The 22,709-nt window shown below is 60.2% G+C and carries 20 protein-coding genes; 9 read left to right on the top strand and 11 right to left on the bottom strand.

Annotated features, from left to right (window positions below; genetic code table 11):
• Nucleotides 1–64: 64 nt before the first annotated feature.
• Nucleotides 65–490, top strand: a complete 426-nt coding sequence (locus tag RLW55_RS09725) for a hypothetical protein (RefSeq protein ID WP_013949359.1) — start codon at nt 65–67, stop codon at nt 488–490.
• A 3-nt stretch (nt 491–493) separates the two neighbouring features.
• Here RLW55_RS09725 and RLW55_RS09720 read toward each other — a convergent pair whose 3' ends face one another.
• Nucleotides 494–1,414, bottom strand: a complete 921-nt coding sequence (locus RLW55_RS09720) for a LysR family transcriptional regulator (protein WP_414463841.1) — start codon at nt 1,412–1,414, stop codon at nt 494–496.
• Between the two features lie 118 nt (nt 1,415–1,532).
• On the opposite strand from RLW55_RS09720, the gene RLW55_RS09715 reads away from it, so the two are divergent.
• The 3 genes from RLW55_RS09715 to RLW55_RS09705 all read left to right on the top strand — a co-directional run bounded on the left by RLW55_RS09715 (nt 1,533) and on the right by RLW55_RS09705 (nt 2,904).
• Nucleotides 1,533–2,090, top strand: coding sequence for a carboxymuconolactone decarboxylase family protein (locus RLW55_RS09715; RefSeq protein ID WP_423416307.1), 558 nt, complete (start codon nt 1,533–1,535; stop codon nt 2,088–2,090).
• Between the two features lie 241 nt (nt 2,091–2,331).
• The gene (locus RLW55_RS09710; protein ID WP_423416306.1) at nt 2,332–2,580 is read left to right on the top strand and encodes a hypothetical protein; all 249 of its coding nucleotides are present in this window, start codon (nt 2,332–2,334) and stop codon (nt 2,578–2,580) included.
• A 42-nt stretch (nt 2,581–2,622) separates the two neighbouring features.
• Entirely contained in the window at nt 2,623–2,904 is a 282-nt protein-coding gene (locus RLW55_RS09705) for a hypothetical protein (protein WP_423416305.1), read from the top strand.
• Nucleotides 2,905–2,962: 58 nt separating this feature from the next.
• Here RLW55_RS09705 and dxs read toward each other — a convergent pair whose 3' ends face one another.
• Nucleotides 2,963–4,909 (bottom strand): 1-deoxy-D-xylulose-5-phosphate synthase, encoded by a 1,947-nt coding sequence (gene dxs, locus RLW55_RS09700; RefSeq protein ID WP_423416304.1) that lies wholly within the window; start codon nt 4,907–4,909, stop codon nt 2,963–2,965.
• Nucleotides 4,910–5,153: 244 nt separating this feature from the next.
• Between dxs and RLW55_RS09695 the strand changes: the two genes are divergently transcribed.
• The gene (locus tag RLW55_RS09695) at nt 5,154–5,789 is read left to right on the top strand and encodes an ABC transporter substrate-binding protein (protein WP_423416303.1); all 636 of its coding nucleotides are present in this window, start codon (nt 5,154–5,156) and stop codon (nt 5,787–5,789) included.
• A gap of 260 nt (nt 5,790–6,049) precedes the next feature.
• On the opposite strand, the gene RLW55_RS09690 is transcribed toward RLW55_RS09695, so the two are convergent.
• Nucleotides 6,050–7,075, bottom strand: coding sequence for an MlaA family lipoprotein (locus RLW55_RS09690; RefSeq protein ID WP_423416302.1), 1,026 nt, complete (start codon nt 7,073–7,075; stop codon nt 6,050–6,052).
• 132 nt (nt 7,076–7,207) lie between these two features.
• Between RLW55_RS09690 and hpnI the strand changes: the two genes are divergently transcribed.
• Complete coding sequence (hpnI, locus tag RLW55_RS09685; RefSeq protein ID WP_423416301.1) at nt 7,208–8,341, top strand: bacteriohopanetetrol glucosamine biosynthesis glycosyltransferase HpnI; 1,134 nt, start codon at nt 7,208–7,210, stop codon at nt 8,339–8,341.
• 11 nt (nt 8,342–8,352) lie between these two features.
• Nucleotides 8,353–9,780 (top strand): hopanoid biosynthesis associated radical SAM protein HpnJ, encoded by a 1,428-nt coding sequence (gene hpnJ, locus RLW55_RS09680; RefSeq protein ID WP_423416300.1) that lies wholly within the window; start codon nt 8,353–8,355, stop codon nt 9,778–9,780.
• Between the two features lie 7 nt (nt 9,781–9,787).
• Here hpnJ and RLW55_RS09675 read toward each other — a convergent pair whose 3' ends face one another.
• On the bottom strand, nt 9,788–12,412 hold the full coding sequence (locus RLW55_RS09675) for an MMPL family transporter (RefSeq protein ID WP_423416401.1): 2,625 nt from the start codon (nt 12,410–12,412) through the stop codon (nt 9,788–9,790).
• 351 nt (nt 12,413–12,763) lie between these two features.
• Between RLW55_RS09675 and ispH the strand changes: the two genes are divergently transcribed.
• Both ispH and hpnH read left to right on the top strand, forming a co-directional pair.
• The gene (ispH, locus tag RLW55_RS09670; RefSeq protein WP_423416299.1) at nt 12,764–13,693 is read left to right on the top strand and encodes a 4-hydroxy-3-methylbut-2-enyl diphosphate reductase; all 930 of its coding nucleotides are present in this window, start codon (nt 12,764–12,766) and stop codon (nt 13,691–13,693) included.
• A gap of 46 nt (nt 13,694–13,739) precedes the next feature.
• On the top strand, nt 13,740–14,888 hold the full coding sequence (gene hpnH / locus RLW55_RS09665) for an adenosyl-hopene transferase HpnH (protein WP_423416298.1): 1,149 nt from the start codon (nt 13,740–13,742) through the stop codon (nt 14,886–14,888).
• On the opposite strand, the gene RLW55_RS09660 is transcribed toward hpnH, so the two are convergent.
• Genes RLW55_RS09660 through hpnA form a run of 7 tightly spaced genes read right to left on the bottom strand, consistent with a single transcriptional unit; the run spans nt 14,832 to nt 22,682 of the window.
• Nucleotides 14,832–15,515, bottom strand: coding sequence for a phosphorylase (locus tag RLW55_RS09660; protein ID WP_414463850.1), 684 nt, complete (start codon nt 15,513–15,515; stop codon nt 14,832–14,834). The genes hpnH and RLW55_RS09660 overlap by 57 nt on opposite strands.
• A gap of 1 nt (nt 15,516) precedes the next feature.
• A complete protein-coding gene (gene shc, locus RLW55_RS09655; RefSeq protein WP_423416297.1) occupies nt 15,517–17,517 on the bottom strand; it encodes a squalene--hopene cyclase in 2,001 nt (666 codons plus the stop codon).
• A 30-nt stretch (nt 17,518–17,547) separates the two neighbouring features.
• Nucleotides 17,548–18,801 (bottom strand): hydroxysqualene dehydroxylase HpnE, encoded by a 1,254-nt coding sequence (hpnE, locus tag RLW55_RS09650; RefSeq protein WP_423416296.1) that lies wholly within the window; start codon nt 18,799–18,801, stop codon nt 17,548–17,550.
• Nucleotides 18,802–19,644 (bottom strand): presqualene diphosphate synthase HpnD, encoded by an 843-nt coding sequence (hpnD, locus tag RLW55_RS09645; RefSeq protein WP_423416295.1) that lies wholly within the window; start codon nt 19,642–19,644, stop codon nt 18,802–18,804. It abuts the gene before it with no gap.
• On the bottom strand, nt 19,634–20,524 hold the full coding sequence (gene hpnC, locus RLW55_RS09640; protein WP_423416294.1) for a squalene synthase HpnC: 891 nt from the start codon (nt 20,522–20,524) through the stop codon (nt 19,634–19,636). The genes hpnD and hpnC overlap by 11 nt, the downstream gene beginning before the upstream one ends.
• The gene (locus tag RLW55_RS09635; RefSeq protein ID WP_423416293.1) at nt 20,521–21,684 is read right to left on the bottom strand and encodes a glycosyltransferase; all 1,164 of its coding nucleotides are present in this window, start codon (nt 21,682–21,684) and stop codon (nt 20,521–20,523) included. The genes hpnC and RLW55_RS09635 overlap by 4 nt, the downstream gene beginning before the upstream one ends.
• Complete coding sequence (hpnA, locus tag RLW55_RS09630; protein ID WP_414463856.1) at nt 21,681–22,682, bottom strand: hopanoid-associated sugar epimerase; 1,002 nt, start codon at nt 22,680–22,682, stop codon at nt 21,681–21,683. The genes RLW55_RS09635 and hpnA overlap by 4 nt, the downstream gene beginning before the upstream one ends.
• Nucleotides 22,683–22,709 lie beyond the last annotated feature (27 nt).

The raw sequence follows: 22,709 nt of genomic DNA, 5'->3' as shown, positions 1-22,709 counted from the left end.
CGCGCCGTAGTAGTGACGTTTTGTTGATTAGCCTGAGGGCTTCGATAACTTGAGAGGGGACGGGATGCGCAGCATCAGCCTTGGACTCGCCTTCGCCACAGCGGCAGCTTTGATTTCGGCTCCAGCCTCTGCAGACGAGCGATTGCAATCTTCGTTCACTGCGCTCGTCGGCAAAGGTTACGAAGTCAAATCTGTGACGCTCATTCCTCTCGAGGTCGCCAAGAGGGTCACGGAAAAGGTCAAGACCGATAACGTCGTCGTCACGTTACAGAAGCAGGAAACGGTTGCCGTCTGCTACATCGCGTTCGCGAATTGGGCATTCATGAACAAGGCGTCGCTCGATTCCGCGACGCTGTGCGAAGTCCGTTCTTCGCCGACCGAAGAGAGCGCAGCACCGGCAGCCGCACCGAGCGAGCCGGCGGCACCTGCCGAAGCGACGACGCCTCCGGCCGAGGCGACAACGCCTGCCGCTCCGAGCACAAACCCTTAATTTCTAGCTGCTCTCGGCGGGCGAAGAGGCTTTGGCCAATTTCGCTTTCAGCCGAGGCATCGCAAAGTCGAGAAATGCCCGAAGCTTCAGCGGCAGCAGTCCGCTGCTGCCGTAAACGAGGCTGACCGGGACCTGGGGTGGCTCGAACCGCTCCAGCACGACCGTGAGCTTTCCCTCTGCAAGCGGTGCTTCGATCTGGTAGGAAAGCAGGCGCGTCAACCCAAGTCCGGCGACCGCCATGTCGACGGCAGATTCCGCCGTGTTGACGACGAGGCGGGAGTGAATGGCGGCAACCTGGGGCACGCCATTGTTCCAGAAGGTCCACGAACGCGACGACATCAGGCCTTCGAAGGTGACGCAATCGTGCGATTCGAGATCGTTCGGATCGGCAGGGGTTCCGCGTGCTTCGAGATAATCAGGGCTCGCGCAAACAACACGGCGAATCAATCCAACGCGGCTCGCAATCAGGCTGCTATCGGGGAGTTCGCCGATACGAAGCGCGACATCGACGTGCTCTTCGAGGATGTTCACGACACGGTCGGCCAACGTTAAGCGCACGTCGATATCGGGGTAAGCCTTCAAAAACGCGCCGACGATCGGCAGCACATGCAGGCGACCGAAAACGATCGGCGCCGTAATGACCAACTCACCGCGCGGCGCGCGATATTCGCCGGAGGCGGCGCGCTCGGCTTCGACGACGTCTTCCAAAATTCTGCGGCAGGCGGCGACGTACGATTGCCCGGCATCGGTCAGTTCCAATCGACGGCTGCCGCGATTCAAGAGCTTGGTGTGGAGATGGGCTTCGAGTTCGGACACCTTCCGGCTAACCGTTGCTAGCGGCATGCTGAGCCTGCGCGCTCCAGCCGAGAGGCTACCAGCGTCCGTTACGGCAAGAAGAACCGACATGGCGTCGAAGCGGTCCATTTTTGACTCTCATAATTCGGTAGGGTGGCTGCCAATATTGTCGACTATTTCGTGAAAATGAAAGGACCTAATTCAGGGGCGTCGGCCAATCCCGGCCCGAAGAGAGTAGGAGACGCCAATGTCCCGCATCCCGACCCCCGCCACCATTGCTGATGCTCCCGCCGTTGCACAGCCGCTCCTAGAGGCGGTGAATAAACAGCTCGGTACCGTTCCAAACATGTTTCGGCTGATCGCAACAAGCCCCTCCGCTTTGGAGGGCTACCTTGGTCTTTCGGGCGCGCTGGCAAAGGGTAAGCTGCCGCCGCAGACCCGTGAACGCATTGCGCTGGCCGTCGCAGAGTTTAACGGCTGCAGCTATTGCCTTTCAGCGCATACCTACCTTGGGCGGAACCTCGCCAAGCTCGACGACGCTGAAATCACGGCCAATCGCAACGGCGCCTCGAACGATCCGAAAGCCGATGCCGCCGTTCGCTTTGCGGTGAAAGTCGTGGAGGCACGTGGACATGTGAGCGCCGCCGATCTGGCCGCTGTCAAAGCTGCCGGCTACGACGATGGCCAGGTCATTGAGATTGTTCAGCACGTCGCACTCAACGTGTGGACGAACTTCTTCAACGAGACGTTCAAGACCGATGTCGACTTTCCGGTCGTGACGCCCAGCAAAATCTCCGTTGCCTGAACGGTTTCCGAAACCCTGAAATCTATCGCCGCCGGACGCCTATGCGACGGCGGCGCTTCTTTTTTGGCGTTGTTAACTTAAATGATCCGTCGGCGAACGCGCATCAGAGACGATAGGCTGGCGGACTTTTATGGACGTGCCTTAGTCTCACCATTGCGCATCGTCATATCGGCGGGCGGTAACACATCAATTCTTCTGTCAGCGAGCAAACGTGATCATCGGAAACTTTTCTAGGACGCGCATGGCATCGGTAGGCGCGCTTATCGCGGCCTTCCTTTGCGCCAGCGCCGAAGCGAGCTTCGCGCACAGCGGCACGGCCGATGAGCAGCAGGCCTGCACGCCAGACGTGTTTCGACTTTGCTCGGCTCAGATCCCAAGCGAAACGCGCATCGTTGCCTGTCTGAACAAGAACATGGCAAAGCTCAGCCCTGCTTGCCGTGACGTGATGAAAGGCGACAAGCCCAAAGCGAATGCGCGCAAGAAGCACTAAGCCCGATCGCGACGCCAACCAATTCTTGTGAGGTTCAAGACCGTGCAACGAATATTTCGACTTGGAGCGATGCTGCTGGCCGGGCTTGCGGCGCCTGCCTTCGTGATTGCGAGCACGCACGGCGCGTCCGCTCACAGCGGAACTGCCGAAGAACAATCTGCCTGCACGCCCGACGTTCTGAGCCTCTGCTTTTGGCAGATCCCTAACGAAGATAAGATCGTCGCGTGCCTCAATAAGAATATCAATCGGCTCAGCCCCGAGTGCCGTAAGGTGATCGCGGGCGACGACGAGGACAAAAAGAGCAGCAAGCGCTCAAAGAAATAAAACCGCCGCCAATTGCGTGACCGAGATCATGGAAATGGCGGCGTGATGGGCTGCCAAATCAGCAGGCGTGGCCGCGAGCGGCTGTCTTCGAGGGCGCTCTTTCGAGCTGAATAGCGTCGCAGACCGTCTCCACGATGCCTTGGGCGCACAGCCCTGCGCGCTGGTTCATCACTTCAGGCTTGTCCTGATCGACGAACACATCCGGCATCACTTTCGAGCGGACTTTGAGACCACGGTCGAGCAGGCCATTTTCAGCCAGATAATGGAGCACGTGGCTACCGAAGCCGCCAATCGAGCCTTCTTCGATGGTGATCAGCACGTCATGGTTTTCGGCGAGACGGCGGATAAGATCGGTGTCGAGCGGCTTCATGAAGCGCGCGTCAGCAACCGTGGCTGACAGACCCAGCGCAGCCAATTGATCGGCGGCCTTCAGTGTTTCCTGAAGGCGCGTCCCGAGCGAGAGAAGCGCAATCGTCGAGCCTTCGCGCAAAATGCGACCCTTGCCGATTTCGAGAGGAATGCCCGTCTCGGGAAGCGCCACCCCTGTACCTTCGCCGCGCGGATAACGGAACGCGCTTGGACGGTCGTCGATCGCTGCGGCAGTGGCGACCATGTGCTTGAGTTCGCATTCATCGGCCGGAGCCATGATGACCATGTTGGGCAGGCAGCCGAGATACGCGAGGTCGAACGATCCCGCATGCGTCGCGCCATCAGCGCCGACGAAACCAGCGCGGTCGATGGCGAAGCGCACCGGCAGGCTTTGCAGCGCGACGTCATGCACGACCTGGTCGTAGCCGCGCTGCAGGAACGTGGAATAGAGCGCGCAGAACGGCTTCATACCTTCAGTTGCGAGCCCGGCTGCGAATGTCACGGCGTGCTGCTCGGCGATGCCGACATCGAACGTGCGATCCGGGAATGCGCGGCCAAAAACATCGAGACCCGTGCCGTCCGGCATGGCCGCGGTGATGGCGACGATCTTGTCGTCCTTCTTAGCTTCGTCGATGAGGCTATCGGCGAACACGCGCGTGTATGACGGCGCCGAGGCCGGAGCTTTCGTCTGCACGCCGGTGACGACGTTGAACTTCGTCACGCCGTGATACTTGTCGGCGGAAGCTTCAGCCGGAGCGTAGCCCTTACCCTTTTTCGTCACGACGTGGACGAGGATCGGCCCCTGCTCGGCATCGCGGACGTTGCGCAAGATCGGCACGAGCTGGCTGAGATCATGACCGTCGATCGGGCCGATGTAGTAGAAACCCAGTTCTTCGAACCACGCGCCGCCGTGCCAGAGGCTGCGAGTATATTCTTCGACGCGCGCGGCGCGCTCTCCCCAGCTTTTCGGAAGGCGCTTGGCAAGCTGCTTCGCGAGATCGCGAACGTAGAGATAGGAATCGCTCGATGTCGTGCGGGCGAGATAGGACGACAACGCGCCTGTCGGCGGCGCAATCGACATCTCGTTGTCATTCAGGATAACAATCAGCCGTTCGCTGCGCGCGCCGGCATTGTTCATCGCCTCGTAGGCCATGCCCGCACTCATTGCGCCATCGCCGATGACGCAAACGACGTTGTTCGTGCCGCCCGACATCTCGCGGGCAACGGCCATGCCGAGGCCAGCCGAAATGGACGTCGAGGAATGCGCGGCGCCAAACGGATCGTATTCGCTCTCGGTGCGCTTCGTGAAACCGGAAAGACCTCCAGGCTGGCGAAGCGTGCGAATGCGATCGCGGCGACCGGTGAGAATTTTGTGCGGATAAGACTGGTGGCTCACGTCCCAGATCAGACGGTCGCGCGGCGTATCGAAGAGGTAATGCAGAGCAACCGTCAACTCGACGACGCCAAGACCAGCGCCCAAATGGCCACCCGTTTGCGAAACGGCTTCGATCAATTCCGTGCGAAGCTCGTCCGCGAGCTGCGGTAGTTCGCTTTCGGACAATTGCTTGAGATCGTCCGGCGTATCGACTTGATCCAAAAGCGGTGTTTTGGATGGCCGAGTGACCCTTGCATCCATGACCGAACTCCCCCAACTGCCGCTCGAGTCCCGAGCTCGATGGCAAATTATGAACCTATGACACGTCGCAAAAAATGGATCATACAGCGCAGAGTGGACTCTGCGGGGATGTGTTGCAGCCAAGCCTCACAAATTAGAAGGATGGCCGACTAAATACCGCCATTGTAACTGCCTAGGTCCTTATAGCCGAAACGCTGATAATGGCGGGGCTAAGGCATTCATTGAAGATATCGAGGGAGGGGCAATGCTCCTGATCAGGAAATTGCAGGCGTTTGGGTTATCGTTGGCGGCATTTGTGATGGTATCCGTCGCGGCTGCGTCATTTACGACGGCGCAGGCGGCCGATTCTCCGGAAGCGACGATTGACGGCCTCAACACGGCACTTCTGGACACCATGAAGCAGGCTCAGTCCCTGGGCGTGCAAGGGCGCTATCAAGCGCTCGCACCGGTACTGTCGAAGATTTACGATACACCGCTGATGACGCGCTTGGCGGTGGGCCAAACGTGGGGATCTCTGCCTTCTGCACAGCAGGCGTCAATCATCGATTTGTTCCGGCGCATGATGATCGCGACCTACGCGAAGCGCTTCGATGGATTCTCGGGAGAAAGCTTCCGGATCGTCGAGATTTCCAACCGCGGCGCGGCTGACAAGATGGTCAAGACGCAGATCATCCAGAGCAACGGCAAGCCTGTGGCGATCAACTATCTCATGCGGAAATCGGGACCGGACTGGAAGATCGTCGACATCTATCTCGACGGCACCATCAGCGAACTGGCGAGCCGGCGCTCTGAGTTTTCATCCATCCTGAAGGCCGGCGGACCGGATGCGCTCATTGCGTCGCTGAAGAAGCAGGGCGACAAACTGCTCTCGGGCAGCTGAGAGAGATCACGCCTCTCGATAGCTCGGATATTTTGAGGGCGCCGTAGCAATCGGCGCCCTTAATTTTTTTTGACAGGGTGAAAGCCGCTATAGGAGCCCACGTCGGCGGATCAAGCCCATAGCTTCACGGATCTCGTGGCACGTAAACAGGGCGCTCATTCGCGGCTATCGTGCCATGCCCGAATCATTCGTGCGATGGCAAATCGTCTGACTGTACGGATTTCGAGATCGCGACGCGCGGCGTCACGATCGACCGCCGATTATTCTTCGGCAGGCGATTTTTGCTCTTCGGCCGGAGACGGCTGTTCTTGCGCCGGAGACATTTCTTCGGCGGGAGACGCCTGAACGGCGGTCGGCGGTCCGACAACGACGAACGGCCTGCGGTCGGCGGTACGCGTCATCTTTGGAACGTCGGTGACCCGGCGGCGATCTTCGAGCATCATCGGCGATGAGACGAGTTCCGTCACCGGTTCGATCGCATTGGGATCGCGGACCGGCGGGTTGGTGCTCGTCAGGACGCTCGTGTTTATGGCTTCATCTAGGTCGGCCTGCCGCTTCTGCTGACTGACACTGCGAAGCATCGAATAGAAATCGATCGAGCTGTCTTCCAGCGTCTTCATGTCCTCAGCCTTGCTGAGGTTCGAGAGCGGGCTGGTCACGGTTCCGGCGAGATCAACCCGGCTTGCGAGGGTCGCGAATTTCGTCGGGATCAAAGCCGCAGCAGGTAAGGACGCACCGAATTCAACCCCACTGCCGATCGCATCTCGCACCGTCGTCGGACCCAGAACGGGGAGATAGACATAGGCGCTGTCGCGATACCCCCAGACGTACATCGTCTGGCCGAAGTCACCCGATTGATGCGTCATGCCCTGTTCAGCCGCGACATCGAACAGGCCACCCAGGCCCAATGTCGAGTTCAGCGCGAAACGCCCAAGCGTCGTCACTGCGGCCCCAGGGCGAAGCTGCAGCACGTTGTTGGCGAACGTCATCGGCTCGGAAAGGTTCGTCGTGAAAGCATCAATGCGATCACGGACGCTTTCCGGTACGTTGTTGTTATAAGCTTCCGCCGCCGGATAAAGAACGTTGTGGTTGAAGTCCTGGCTATTGTCGAACATCTGGCGGTTGAACGCCTCGTTCGGATCAGACACCGGCTTCGGTGTGGTGTCGTCGCCGGTGGCGGCAAGATGCTGGGGCTCCAGCGCAGGCGGTGACGTGCTGGCGCAAGCCGAAAGGCCCACACCAACGAAAACGCAGCCGACCCAATTTAGGATGGCGCTGACTTTCACGTCCCGATATTCCCCCTGCTTGGCCCCACCAGCCGAGCAATTCCAGATCTACCGTAATCGCGCACTAGGCGCTAGCCTCCCTGCCACTACCGACAGGCTTGCCCCCAACTCAAACCAGAAAGTAACGTCCGAATGACGTCCTGTCTGTGGCTTGTATGCACCCTTATTGCCTTAATCGGCTGCGTCTACGCCCTGTTTGCGACTTTTTTGGTGGCACGATTTGCCCGTGAACCCAAGCCTAAACTGGAACGCTTCGAAAATGTCACGCTGATAAAGCCGCTCTACGGTGCAGAAACCGGCCTTGACGTGAGTCTCGCCTCCTTTTGCGCGCAGAATTACCCCAGCGATCTGCAGATGCTGTGCGGGGTCCAGGACCCGGCGGATCCGGCCATCGCAGTTGTCCACAGTTTGCAACGGCGGTTCCCGTCGCGCGACCTTGAACTGGTTGTCGGCAAGCGACGCGGCGGGGGAAATCCGAAAGTCGAAAACATCGCCAACATGTTTCCGGCTGCGAAGCATGATTTTCTTATTCTCAGTGACAGCGACATGCGGGTCGCTCCCGACTATGCGCAGCACGTTTCTGCGATCTTGCAGCAACCCGGAGTTGGGCTCGTCACGTGTCTCTACCGCGGCACGGCGCTCACAGGCTTTTGGTCGCGGATGGCAGCCTCGGCCGTCGATCAGCACTTTCTTCCGAGTGTGCTTGTCGGCCTCGCCGTTGGACTGGCAAAGCCCTGTTTCGGTTCAACGATCGCGCTGAGGCGAAGCACGCTTGAACGAATCGGCGGCTTCGAGGCTTTCGCTGATACTCTTGCTGATGATTACGCGATGGGGGACGCCGTCCGCCGTCTCGGTCTGAAGGTCGAAATTGCCCCGTTCACGGTCGGGCATACGTTTTCGGAAGCGTCGTTTAAAGAGCTTTGGGCGCATGAACTCCGTTGGGCGCGGACGATTCGTCTTGTCGACCCCATGGGGTACGCAGGATCCATCGTGACGCATCCCCTGCCTTTTGCACTGGCAGCGTTGCCGCTCAGTGGCTTCAGCGCCATAGCGTGGATGATCCTCGCAGGAACGCTTGCCTGCCGCCTTTTTGTTCCGATACAAGTTGAGAAGTTGGCGGGTGGGGGCAAGAGCACGTGGTGGCTCAGTCCGCTGAGGGATCTGCTGAGCTTCGCGGTGTTCGTCGCGAGCTTCATGCCCGGAGCCGTCAACTGGAGAGGCCGTCGCTATAGCGTCGGCTCCGATGGAACCGTCACGCCGATATGAAAGGCGCCAAGATGCGCACACTCTTCCTGCAGGCCCCTTCGTTCGATGGCTTCGACGGCGGAGCCGGTTCGCGCTATCAGGCGCGCCGAGAGATCCAATCGTTCTGGTATCCGACCTGGCTGGCGCAGCCCGCCGCGCTCGTCGAGAACTCCAAGCTGATCGATGCGCCGCCTCACCGCACAAGTCTTCAGGACGTGCTCAGCCAAGTTCGCGATTACGATCTAGCGGTGCTGCACACTTCGACGCCATCATTCGATTCCGACGTCAAGGTCATCGAGGCAATGAAGGCGACGAACCCGAACCTCAAGGTTGGATTGATCGGCGCTAAGGTCGCAGTTCAGTCCGATGAGAGCTTGAAGGACGCGCCGATCGTCGACTTCGTGGCGCGTAACGAGTTCGACTTCACCATCAAAGACGTCGCCGACGGCCAGGCCTGGAGCGACATCAAGGGCCTGTCTTATCGCAACCCGCAGGGCGTGATTGTGCACAACGAAGACCGCCCCGTGATGCACGACATGGACACGCTTCCCTTCGTTACGCCGGTCTACAAACGCGACCTCGTGATGGAGAATTACTTCATCGGCTATCTCAAGCATCCGTACATCTCGTTCTACACGGGTCGCGGCTGCAAAAGCCGCTGCACGTTCTGCCTGTGGCCACAAACGGTCGGCGGCCATCGCTACCGGACCCGCTCCGTTGGGCACGTCATCGAGGAAGTGAAATACATCCTCAAGGCGTTCCCGCAGATGAAAGAGCTGATGTTCGACGACGACACCTTCACCGACGACCTGCCGCGCGCGGAAGCGATTGCGAAGGAACTCGGCAAGCTCGGCGTTACGTGGTCGTGCAATGCCAAGGCAAACGTGCCGCGCGAAACGCTGAAAGTGCTGAAGGACAACGGCCTGCGTCTGCTTCTCGTTGGCTACGAGAGCGGCAATCAGCAGATCCTGCACAACATCAAAAAGGGTATGCGGGTCGAAGTTGCCGAGCGGTTCACCAAAGACTGCCACGAGCTTGGCATCAAGATCCACGGCACCTTCATCCTCGGTCTTCCGGGCGAGTCGAAGGAAACGATCCAGGAGACCATCAAGTTCGCGACGCGGATCAATCCGCATACGATCCAGGTCTCGTTGGCAGCGCCCTATCCGGGGACGTTCCTTTACAAGCAGGCGTCCGAGAACGGCTGGCTCGATGTCGACAACGCCGAACTCATCAACGACAACGGCATCCAGATCGCGCCGCTGCACTATCCCGGCCTGTCGCACACCGAAATCTTCAACTCGGTTGAGGACTTCTATCGCAAGTTCTACTTCCGGGTGCCGAAGATCGCCGCGATCGTCGGCGAGATGGTGACACAGCCCGACATGATGAAGCGCCGCCTTCGCGAGGGCGTGGAATTCTTCCAGTTCCTGCGTGAGCGCCGCAGCGCCGCCGCTTAGAGCTCACTTAAGGCTCAACGGCCTCTGGAATTTTGTTGTCCTTAGGGCTCGCTACCGCACGTGGCGGGCCCATTAATATGGGCTGGAATAGAACGGCAGCGGCGAGCGTCGTCAGCAGCGAAAGGGCGAGCAATTCGCCCATGCTTGACGTGCCGGGATGGCTTGAAAAGAACAGACTTCCGAACGCCACCGCCGTCGTCATCGCGCTGAACATGACTGCGCGCGTCAACGGCGACGCAAGCAGGCTCGTTTCACCCGCACGCCACGCCAGCACATAATAAATCTTGAACGCCACTCCGACGCCGAGCAGCACCGGCAGCGCGATGATATTTGCGAAATTGAGCGGCAGTTTCAGCAGCACGCAAAGCTCCAGCGTTACGACACCTGCGAGCAGCAGCGGCACGAGCGTCAGCAGCACGTCCGTCACCCGGCGCAGCGCCACGAACAGAATGATCGTGATCGAAACGAACGCCAGCAGCCCCGCCTGAATGAAGGCACGAACGACCGTCTTCGCCGATTCCTGGATCAGGATCGGGACGCCAGTTGCGTTCGGATCGACGGCGAGAACAGCAGATGCGAAGCGGCGCAAATTGGCGTTGTCGTTGCCGTCTCCCTTGGGGCCGACCTCGACGCGGGCACGGCCATCGGCTGTCACCCAGTCGGCGACGATTTCGGGCGGCAGGTTTTTCAACGTAATCGGCTCCGCTTTAAGAGCGGCGCGGATCTGTGTCAGGCGCAATTTCATGCCGTCGAGCAATGCGGCGCCGATCTTGGCGCGGACATCAGGGGTTGCGTCAGCGAGCTTGCGCAGCGTGCTTGCCATGTGCGCAGCGAGCGGCGAAGCGCCAGGCAATTTGCTGACGTCCTCGAAGTCTTTGGCAGTATCGAGAAGCGTCTGCCTCGTGTCGGCGTCTGTCGGGGCGTCTGCCACTTCGTCCGGCTCGATTGTCGGGCCGATCAAATCGTAGCAATCGCGGATGAGCGCCAGCTTTTCATCCTGATGATCGGGAACGAAGCTTGCGAGCGTTACGGTGCGATCGACCTCGGGCAGCTTGTCGAGTTTCGTCGCGAGTTTTTCGGCGTCGGCGAGGTTCGGTGTCAGAATTTCGATCGTGTTCGGCGCGGTGTTCGGATCGCGCATCAGGTCATTGAAGGTCGAGACGGATTCGACTTTTTGGCTGCGCAGATTGATCGGATTGAAGTCGAATTCGAGCTTTGCGAGCAGCGGTAATCCAGCCATCACGCCAATTGCCGTGAGCGCAAGAATGATCTTGCGATGCCGGGCCATGAAGCGATCGACCGGCTGCAGCGAGCGGTAGCCGACATCGTGCAACTCACCGGGTGGGTTCAGCACCTCCAGAAGCGCCGGAAGCAGCGTTATGCTGGTTAAAAACGCGACGATCATGCCGCTACCGGCGATGAGACCTAGTTCGGAAACGCCGACGTAATCGGTCGGCAAGAAGGCATAAAATCCTGCGGTCGTGGCCGCGGCAGCGAGCGCCAAGGGCTTGCCGGCATTGCGTCCTGCCGCAACAAGCGACTCGCGCAGGCCTTGGCGGCTATAGCGTTCGTGCCGATAGCGAACGGCATATTGGATGCCGAAATCGACGCCGATGCCGACGAACAAAACCGCAAAAGCAACCGAGATGAGATTCAGCGCGCCGACGAGATAGAGACCCAGCGCCGCTGTAATTGCGAGGCCGGAAAAAAGTCCGACGAGCACCGCAAAGATGATTTTACCGGATCGCAACGCCAGCCAAAGAATGACCAGCACGGCAGCAATGGTAAGCGTAGTATTGAGTGCTGCGCCTTCCGCGACCGTGCCGAACTCCTCATCCGCCATCGGGACTGAGCCGGTGAGACGGACCCGAACGCCATTCTCAGGGGTCAACCCCAGCTGTTTGGCCGTAGCGCGAATGAGATCGGTCGCTTCGGCACCGGGTTCGAGATCGGAATAATTCAAAACCGGTTTTACTTCGAGGAAGCGGCGTAGCTCCGACGGGCTGGGCGCGCCGCCAGTCAGCAACTGCCCCCATGAAAAGTACGTCGGCTTGCCGGCCAGCATGCCGTCCATGGCATTGGCCATCACACCCAAAGGCTTCTCGAAATCGATCCACTTCGCCCGATCTTCTTTGATGCCGAGCGGGACGAGCGCCAATGCTTTCGCCAGGCCATTGAGGGTCGGATCAGCGGATAGCGTGCCGAGCACCGGCTGTGCCTTGATGAGGCCTGCCGTAATGTCTTGTACCTCGGCCAGCGACAGATAGAGCAAGCCGTTCTTGTCGAAGAACGGTCCGCCATCGCGTCGGCGCACGATCTGGAACGGGTCCGGCTTTGATTTGCTGAGAGCGGCTGCGAGTTCGGCGGCGGCGCTCTCTGTCAGCTCCGGGGTTTTACCGTCGACGACTATATCGATCGTGTCCGTGTGCTGGGAAAATGCCGCGTCGAACTGGCGTTCACGCTTACGCCAATCAAGCTCCGGCGAAATCAGCTGACTCGTGTCGGTGGTAATCGCAAAATTATTGACGACGTAATAAATCGCACCCGCAGAGACAGCGAGGCCAAGCAAAATCGTCAGCCATGACAGCCGCACGGAGGCTGCAACAACGCCGGCAACGACGCGCTCGATCATGCTTCGAGCACCGTCACGTTTGGGCGGCATCGCGGAGTGTCGTGTTTGGCCATTCTGCGGCGGCTCTTCCTATTCGTAAGCAAAGGGCATCCCTCCCAACCACTGCACTCCGGACGGCCGTCATGTCGAGCCGCTAGGGGGAGGAGCATGCGATCTGTGTTGCTTTTGAGACACGTCATACCGCCAGCGTGAATGGCGCGACGCTGGCTTTGCTGCCCCGCACAGCGTTCGCGCGTAATGTCAGAAGTATTAGAGGGTGGGCACGTCAAAGTTATCAGTCTTTGACGTACGGATTTAAGGCTGAAGCCCGCGACGGCGATGCCCGGTTGGCAGAAAACGGGGGGTTTCTGCATGAAAGTGATTCTGGCACAGCCCCGGGGATTTTGCGCAGGCGTCGTTCGTGCGATCGACACCGTCGAGCGCGCACTTGCTCATCGTGATGGGCCTGTTTATGTGCGCCACGAAATCGTCCACAACCGGCACGTCGTCGAAGATCTGAAAGCCAAGGGCGCCCGTTTTGTCGAGGACCTAGCGGACGTGCCGAACGGCTCCGTCACGATCTTCAGTGCTCACGGCGTTTCCCATTCCGTGGAGGACGAGGCGCGCCTTCGCCGTCTCAATGTCGTCGATGCGACCTGCCCCCTCGTCTCGAAGGTCCATAAGCAGGGCCAGCGCTATTCGTCACTGGGCAGAACGATCATCCTGATCGGGCATGCTGGGCACGTCGAGATCGAAGGGACATTGGGGCGCATCTCCGGTCCCGTTTACCTTGTGGAAAACGGCGAGGATGTCGCGAAACTCGATATTCCGGATGATACCCCCGTCGCCTACATCACCCAGACGACGCTCAGCGTCGACGATACCAGATCGACGATCGAGGCCGTCAAAAAGCGGTTCACGGACGTAATTGGGCCGGAAACGCGTGACATCTGCTATGCCACGCAAAATCGGCAGACGGCAGTGCGGGACCTTTGTCGGCATGTCGAGCTTTTGCTGGTGGTCGGGGCGAGCAACAGCTCGAACTCGAACCGCCTGAGGGAAATCGGGTCGGAATGTGGGGTTCCAAGTTATCTCGTCGCCGACGGCAGCGAAGTCGATTTGGCTTGGCTCGCCGGAGTTGCGACGGTCGGCATAACTGCGGGTGCCTCGGCGCCCGACGTCCTTGTCCAGGACGTATTAGCTGCGATAGGTAAGGCGGGGCCAATCGAAATCGAGACGCTTGACGGCGTCGAAGAGAAGATAACCTTCCGCCTGCCACCTGAATTGCTCGAAGCATCATGACCGGGACGCGTGCTGGTTCGAGCCTCACTAGAAGGAGCCCGTTGGGGTGGGAATTCCGCTAAACCAAGCTTTGTCTGTGGGTGCCTACGTCATCGGACAGCACCTCAGGGGGAACAAGCGCTATCCGCTCGTGCTGATGCTCGAGCCGCTCTTTCGCTGCAACCTCGCGTGCGCGGGCTGCGGCAAGATCGATTATCCCGACAAGATTTTGAACCAGCGCATTTCCGTCGCCGATGCTTTGCATTCGATGGACGAATGCGGCGCGCCGGTCGTCGTGCTGGCTGGCGGCGAACCATTGCTGCACAAAGAGCTGCCGGAGATCGTCGAAGGTGCGCTCAAGAAGGGCAAGTTCGTCACGGTGTGCACGAACGCGCTGCTGCTTGAGAAAAAAATTCATCTCTACAAGCCGCACAAGAATTTCAACTGGTCGATCCATCTCGACGGCGACAAGGAGATGCATGACCGTTCCGTTTGCCAAAAGGGCGTCTATGATCGCGCTGTGGAAGCGATCAAGGTTGCCAAGGCAAAAGGCTTCCGCGTCAACATCAACACGACTCTGTTCAGCGACGCCAAGGCCGAGCAGGTCGCGAGTTTCCTCGACGAGATGAAGAAGCTCGATATCGGCGGCGTCACGATCTCGCCAGGCTACGCCTACGAGCGCGCGCCCGATCAGCAGCACTTCCTCAACCGCACGAAGACGAAGCAACTGTTCCGCGACATCTTCAAGCTCGGCAGGGGCGGACGCGCTTGGCCGTTCTTCCAGTCGGCGCTGTTCCTCGACTTCCTCGCGGGCAATCAGACCTACAATTGTACGCCGTGGGGCAACCCCACGCGCACGGTGTTCGGCTGGCAGAAGCCCTGCTATCTGCTTGGCGAAGGTTATACGAAAACCTTCAAGGAGCTGATGGAAAGCACGGACTGGGACAAGTACGGCACCGGCAACTACGAGAAGTGCGCCGACTGCATGGTGCATTCGGGCTTCGAAGCAACTGCGGTCATGGATGCCGTCAAGAAGCCGTGGAAGATCGCGGCGGTTGCGCTTCGCGGCGTCAAGACGGACGGTCCGATGGCGCCCGAAATCGCACTCGACAGGCAGCGTCCAGCTGAGTTCGTGTTCTCACGGCATGTCGAGAACAAGCTAGCTGAGATCAGCGCAGCCGAGGCCCGGGCCCAGAAGCCGGTGGCAGCGGAGTAGGCTCTTCATCGCGCGACGCGTCGCGCCGGCTATGCGGATGATGTCCCATAGCTGGCTCGGTTGCGTCGCGAGCGATTTCAAAACGGCCGGAATGTTCGGCGAGCCGTCCGGATTGAGACCGTTGACGGCTGCGGGCGGCAGGCTCAGCGTCGACGGGTCGGCTATCACTCGCAGGACCGCAAACGGTAGTCCCCTCTCGGCGGCCATCTGCGCCACGACGTGACTTTCCATATCGGCCGCAAAGGCACCAGATTTGAGATAGATCGCGTGCTTCTCGTCGCGATTGGCGATGATGGTGCTCGAACCTGTAACCGGACCGCTTTCGGCGTTCGGTAGAGCCTCGAACAGCCGATCGCTCCAGCGCACATCTGCTGGATAGATCCTGCCGCTACTGTGCAGCACCGACGTGCCGACGATGATTGTGCCGGGCTTCAGTCCGGGCCGGAGCCCGCCCGCTATGCCAAAGCTGATAAGGCCGCGCGTGCTTTCCGACAGGCCCTCTTGAAGTAGCGTTGCGAGGCGGTCTTCGCGGCCACCACCGATAACGGCTTTCACGCGTCCCGGCTGCTCGGCGATGCGCGCCTCAGCCTTCAATCCCGTTGCGGCGATGACGAAACCTAGAGCCACCTTACATCCCGACGAGCACGGGCTTGGCGTTCGAGGCCTTCAAGTTACGATAGCGTGCTAGTGCCCACATCGGGAAGAACTTCGAATAGCCGTGATAGCGGAGATAGAAGACGCGGGGAAAGCCTGTCGCCGTAAAACGCTTCTCATTCCAGAAGCCGTCCGAGGTTTGGGTCGACGTGAGATAGGCGATACCTTTTTTCACGGCCGGGTTGTCGATCTCACCGGCGGCCATCAGACCCATCAGCGCCCAGGCAGTTTGAGACGCGGTGCTAGGCGCCGCTTCGTAACCGCGATAATCGAGCCTGTAGCTTTCGCTGTCTTCGCCCCAGCCGCCGTCCTTGTTCTGAATAGCAAGCAGCCAATCGACGGCCTTGCGCACGACGCTCGAAGACGGCTCGACACCGGCAGCGTTTAGCGCACACAGCACTGACCACGTGCCGTAGATATAGTTCATTCCCCAGCGGCCGTACCAGCTGCCGTCCTTTTCCTGGGTGCACTTGAGATACGCGATCCCCCTATCGAGTTCGTAGCTGTTCCCGGGACGGTCACCGAGTTGAGCCAGCATGGAGAGGCAGCGCGCGGTGACGTCTGCCGTCGGCGGATCGAGCAGCGCGCCGTGATCGGAAAAGGGGATCTGGTTCAGATATTCGTAGGTGTTATCGGCATCGAATGCGCCCCAGCCGCCATTCTTGCTCTGCATGCCGACGATCCACTCGCGGGCACGCGAAATGGCTTCGCGATACGTCGTGTCAGGCTGCTGGGTACGCCCCAGCGTGCGATCCATCGCCATTGCCACGACGGCGGTATCGTCGGTATCGGGATAGTGCGGGTTTGCATATTGGAAGGCCCAGCCGCCGGGACGGACGTTCGGACGCGTCGCTGCCCAGTCGCCCACGGTGTCGAGTACCTGCAAAGGCTTCAACCACTGCAACGCGCGGTCGGAGGCAGCCTCGGTTTCGGCGTCCCCGACTTCCATCAGTGCATGGGCCGACAGCGCCGTATCCCAAACCGGCGAGAGGCATGGCTGGCAGTAGGCTTCATCGTCGTTGACGGTAACAAGCTTTTCGATCGAGCCGCGCGCGGTCTGATAGTTCGGATGATCCTTGGAATAACCGAGCGCATCGTAAACGAGCAGTGCGTTGACCATCGCCGGGAAGATCGCACCGAGCCCATCCTCGCCGTTCAAACGCTCATCGACAAACGCGACAGCCTTATCGATGGACTTCTTGCGTAGCGACTTCGGGAAGTGTGGTTCGGTGAAGCGCAAGACGCGGTCGATGGCGCCGAAGATTTCGGACCACGGCGATTTCTGATGCGGCCCTTTTGGCCAGACCTTCACCTCGTCCGGCGGAATGGTGAAAAGCTCGGCGATGCCGACGCCAAGCGGATTGCGCGCTTTCGGCTTCAAGGCATTCAAGACCGTCAGCGGAACGACAACGGTGCGGGCCCAATAGGAAATCTTGTCGAGGTGAAACGGAAACCAGCGCGGCAGCACCATGATCTCGACCGGCATCACCGGAACGCCCGTCCACGGAATGACGCCGAAAAGAGCGAGCAGGTTGCGCGTAAAGACGTTGCTGTGTGAGGCGCCGCCTTGCGACAAGATCCAGCCGCGCGCTTTCTTCATGTACGGCTCGTCGATGCCGACACCGATCATCTTCAGAGCGAAGTAAGCCTTGACGCTGGCGCTGATGTTGGACGCCCCGTCGTGAACCAGCGGCCAGCCGCCGTCCTCCGACTGGATACGGCGAAGATAGTTGGCGATCTTGCCTTCGAGCACGGCATCGACCGGCTCAGCAAGATAGTGGCGCATCAGAACGTATTCGGCGGGAATCGTCGCGTCGGCTTCCAGCTCGAAGACGAAATGGCCGTCATCGCGCTGGAGCGCAAGGAGAGCATTTTTTGCCGCCGCGATCGCGCCTTCGATCTCCGACGGCGTCAACTCACGTGCCGTGATCTCAGACGCCAAGCGCGTAGATTGCGATGTGGATTCGAAAGTCATTTCGGGCTCTCCAGAAGTCCGAGCGTCGTATCAGAGTTGTGTCGCCATCGCCAGTTTGGCAGCGGTTTCGCCTGACCTTATCGCGCCCTCAATTGTCGCGGGAAGGCCGGTGGCGGTCCAATCTCCGGCAAGAAAAAGGTTTTTCCAGTGCGTTTGCGCGCGAGGTCGCAAGGTATTCTCGTCCGGCGTTGCCGCAAAAGTCGCACGGCGTTCCTTGACGATCTGCCATCGCGGAAGGTTGGCGTCGATCCCGGCGATTGTCGCAACCTCGGACCAGATGCGGCGGGCGAGTGGCTCGCGCTCGGCTTCGTTGAATCGATCGGCTGAGCTAACCGTTACCGATAGCCTGTCGTCGAAGGCAAACAGCCATTCCGTCGTGGCATTAATGACGCCGGTAATCTTCGGCACGCCTTTCGGCGATGGATACGCGAAGTGGGCGTTGAAGATCGAACGGTATTTGGTCGGCACGCGCAATTCGGGGACAAGCGTTTTCGCCACCCAGGCCGGTACGGCGAGGACGATGCGGTCGTCGCGACCAAACTCGACCCGGCCGTCGTCGAATTGCAGGGCGCGAGCGCGCGCGTCCTGCAATTCGATGGTGCGGAGAGAATGATCGAAGCGTACTTCGCCACCGTTTTTCTCGATGAATGCAATTGCTGGATCGACGAGCGCGGGTCCGAGACCATTGGCGGCGAACAGCGGACGGCAGGCCTTGCCGCCCCGCCCGAGCGTTTCGCGAATGACGGCAGCTGCGAGTTGCGCCGACCCTTCCTTAGGATCGCAATTCAACGCCGCAAGCAGTACCGGCTCCATCAGCCGCTTATAGAGCACCGAGTTCGAGTCGATCTTTTCCGTGACCGTTTCGCATGGTGCGGCCTTCAAGAGGCGGCCGAGACGAAGATAGTCGCTCGCCCGCGTCTGCGGCACGCGGCGGTCCTTGCTGAATATCCACCACGGCACAGGGCCGTCGTTCGGCCGCAGCACCCAGCTGTTTTTGGCAGCGAGGTCGAAGAAATGGAATTCGGCGTGCTGCGGCTCATCGAGAAGATGCCTGCCGCCGACTTTGTCGAGAAAGGCAAGCGCGCTGGCGTTTCCCGACAGCAGAAGATGATTGCCGTTATCGATCGTCATTCCGAGCGCCGGCTCGAAATAGGATCGACAGCGGCCGCCTGCGTGGCGCGCGAGTTCGTGGACGACGACCTTTTGTCCTTGACCGACCAGCGCAACCGCCGCCGAAAGGCCGGCGAGACCGGCCCCGACGATGTGAACGGTGCCGCTCGTCATTCAGAAGATGCCGTCACGCAGAACCGCCCAGATGACGGTGCGCTTCGAACGACGCACGTCCACGCGCGGCGCTTTCCAGCCACGGGCGATCAGCTTTTCGAGAATGCCGCGATAGACCGTCGCCATCATGCGCGGCGACCGCACAGCGCGACGCGGCGCGGCGGCCATAATCGCTTCGGAGCGATCGTAGTATTTCCGTGTGATCTCGGCGATACCGCGACAGACACGATCCAATGCCGGATTGGCAAGAATGGCATCAATCGATGTGTCGTCGATGCCGGCATCACGCAGCGCCTCCTTGGGCAAATAGAGGCGGCCCATCGCGGCGTCTTCGTCGATGTCGCGCAGAATGTTCGTCAACTGCAAAGCGCGGCCGAGATTGTGCGACAGCTCGATCCCCGGCTTCTCATCCATTCCGAAAATGCGCACAGACAGACGTCCGACCGCAGAGGCGGCGCGATCGCAATAGAGATCGAGAACTTTCCATTCCGGCGCGCGTAGATCGCGGAGGATGTCCATTTCCATGCCGTCAATGACGGCGATGAAATCGTCCATCAGAAGACCATATTGCCGGATCGGCACGAGCAGATCGCGCGTGCGCGGCGTCGTGCGGCCGGTAGCGTACAATTGCTCAATGTCGGTGCGATAGCGTTCGAGGTCGGCGTGGCGCACCTCGCGCGAGCCGCCGTTGTCGGCGACGTCATCGACCGCCCGGCAAAAGGCGTAAACGTGATACATCGCATCCCGTTGCGAGCGCGGGAGCACCCGCATCGCGGCATAGAATGAGCTGCTTGCCGCTGCCGGAACGTCTTCGGCACTCAAGGTATCAACTTCAGCGCTCATGCGGCATCATCCCCGTCGACTTCGAAAACGCGAAACGTGCAAGAGCCCGGCTCGCGACCGTAGCAGCTGTGGCGCGTGAAGCGACCATCGCCGCCTGCAATTTTGACAGATGCACGCGCTCCGACAGTGGATCGCGCGTTTTCAAAATGGCAATCAGCTTGCGCGCGAGTTCAACAATGATAGACGTCTCGGCGGCAAGACGAAGATCGGAAACGCCCGGCGGAAGCAACGCGGCATCGGGCATCAGCGTCTCGGTTCGCTCGGCCAGAGCGTGGATACACGCCAGAAGCGCGGGAGATGCCTGCGGCTCCGCCAACGCTTCGACACCGATACCATGCGCGGCGAGATCCATTCGCGGAATGTAGACGCGGTCGATATTGCGATAGTCCTTCGCGCAGTCCTGCAGATGATTGATGATCTGCAGTGCTGCGCACAACGCGTCCGATGCCGGCCACGTCGACTTGGACTCGCCGTGGACATCGAGCACGAAGCGGCCGACCGGCATCGCCGAATAGCGGCAATAATCGAGAAGTTCTTCCCACGTCTCGTAGCGGAGCTTCGTGACGTCCTGGCGGAAGGCTTTCAAAAGATCGAGCGCATGTTGCGAGCTGAGGTTTCGAAGCTGCAGCTGCTCGCGCAGCGCGATCGCATCCGTTGCAGCATCGGAACGACCGAGCAGCGTGTCTTCAAGTGCATCAAGGATCGAAAGCTTCGATTGCGGATCGAGCGTCGGATGGTCGGCGGCGTCGTCAGCGGCGCGAGCAAAACGGTAGAACGCCAGGATCGGCGCGCGATGGCGCGCAGCGACGATACGCGAAGCGACGGGAAAGTTCTCGTCACACTCCGACTTGCCGGATTTGTACTTCGTATCGACTGTCATTGCCGCCCTACTTCGGCTTGAACGCGGCCCTTCCACAGACCGCCTCGACCCCGTACATGCTGATACGCCGAATCTAACGTGAAACCCACATACACCGTCGCAATAAGTGGTAGCGCCAAGCCCCAAAGTGGCGAACGGTTGTAAAAGCGCAACGTCGGCTGATATGCGATAAACATCAATAGGTACGTTACGGCAGCGAGCATATTCGCCGGATAGGCGGCGAGTACAGCCAGAGCGGGCGGCGCAACATAAATTGCGAGCATCGCGAGGACCGTTCCGACCAGCAAAACCGGCGAATAACGCAACTGGGCATAGGCCGATCGCGCAACCATTCGGCGAATATCTTCGAAGGTCTCATAGGGTCTGAGGCTCAGGACACGGTCGGAAAGTCCAAGCCAAATCGGGCCCTGCGTTTTCAACAGTTTTCCGAGCGCACAGTCGTCGATAAGGGCGCCGCGGATGGCTGCGATGCCACCTGCGCGCTCAAGTGCAGTCCGTTCGACAAGCATGCAGCCGCCCGCTGCGGCGGCGGTGCGATCAGCGCGCCGATTGACGCGACGGAACGGGTAAAGCATCTCGAAAAAGAAGATGAACGCGGGGACCAGCCACCGCTCGGCGAGGCTGTCACATTTGAGCTTGGCCATCACGGACGTCATGGCGCGGCCCTTCGCGGTCGAGCCAACAACCAGCGATTTCAGAACATCGGGACGATAGCCGATGTCGGCATCCGTCAAGAGCAGGTATTCCGGCTGCGCGTCTCCTGCCGATGCCGTCGCGATGCCTTGATGCATGGCCCAGACTTTGCCGGTCCAGCGTGGCGGCAGCGGTGCGCCGCTGACGATGGTGATCTCGCGGTTCGACGCCGCGGCAATGGCGCGAGCGACGTCGGCGGTCCCGTCGGTGCTCTGGTCATCGACAAGGACGATCGAAAAGGCGCCGGGATAATCCTGCTTGACGAGCGACGTCAGAGAGCCTGGCAGCATGTCAGCTTCGTTGCGCGCCGGGATGACGGCCGTGACGCGCGGCCAAACTTTGGGTTCAGGATATTTGTTCTGCTCAGCTTCCTCGCGTTCGCTGCTCAGCCAGAAGCCGCCGTTAAAAAGTAGAAGATAGAGCCACGCGGCGAGGCCGATACTCGCGATGACGGTCAGCGCGGTCACTTGAGGTACCCCGCGCGCTGAAACCAATTAAAGGCTTCCGCCAAAGCTTCGCGTGCCGGACGCGCCCGATAGCCAAGCTCGCGCTCCGCCTTCGCAGAGGAGAAGAACATTTTGTACTTCGCCATGCGCAAGCCATCGACAGTCGCGAAAGGCTCGCGGCCCGTCACGCGGGCGGCGAGTTCGGCGCCATAGGCGATCGGATAGATCAGCTCACGGGGCAGCTTGATCGTCGGCGCGCGGCGTCCGGCGAGTTGCGCAATTTCAGCGAGCATTTGCCCGAGCGTCATGTCTTGGCCCCCCAAGATATATCGCTCGCCAATTCGCCCCTTCTTCAAGGCGGCAACGTGACCGTCCGCGACATCATCGACGTGGACCAGGTTCAGGCCCGTCTCGACGTAGGCGGGCATCCGTCCGACCGCAGCCTCGACTACGATGCGGCCGGTCGGCGTTGGCCGCACGTCGCGGGGGCCGATCGGTGTGGAGGGATTAACGATAACTGCCGGCAGGTCGTCGTCGGCAATCATGCGTTCGACGAGACGCTCGGCCAGCACTTTGCTTTTCTTGTAGGCGCCGATGGCGTCTTCTGCCTTGAGCGGCATCGTTTCGTCCGACGGCGTGCCATCACCCGCCAAACGCAGGGTAGCGACGCTCGATGTGTAGACGATCCGTTCGGCGCCGGCCTTCTGCGCGGCACTCATGATGGCGCGCGTGCCTTCCGTATTAGTTCTGACGATCTCCTCAGGATCGAGCGCCCACAGGCGATAGTCGGCGGCGACGTGGAAGACGTAACGCGCGCCCTGCATGGCCCTTTCGACGAGAGCCGCATCGCGGATATCGCCTTCGACGACGTCGAGCGGAATGTCTGCGAGATTAGCGCGATTGCTGCTCTTACGAACGAGCGCGCGCACCGCAAACCCTTCGTCGAGAAGTTTGCGCGCGACGGCCGAGCCGACGAAGCCCGAAGCGCCTGTCAGGAACGCGATGTCTTTTGCTGCCAAGTCTCCGCGCCCCGCTCGCGAATACGA

It is taken from the genome of Hyphomicrobium sp. B1 (genome assembly GCF_049532635.1).
In the GTDB taxonomy this organism is placed as follows: Bacteria; Pseudomonadota; Alphaproteobacteria; order Rhizobiales; family Hyphomicrobiaceae; genus Hyphomicrobium_B.
The sequence above is the reverse complement of the archived record's forward strand: the minus strand, read 5'-3'. Positions and strand labels throughout refer to the sequence as shown.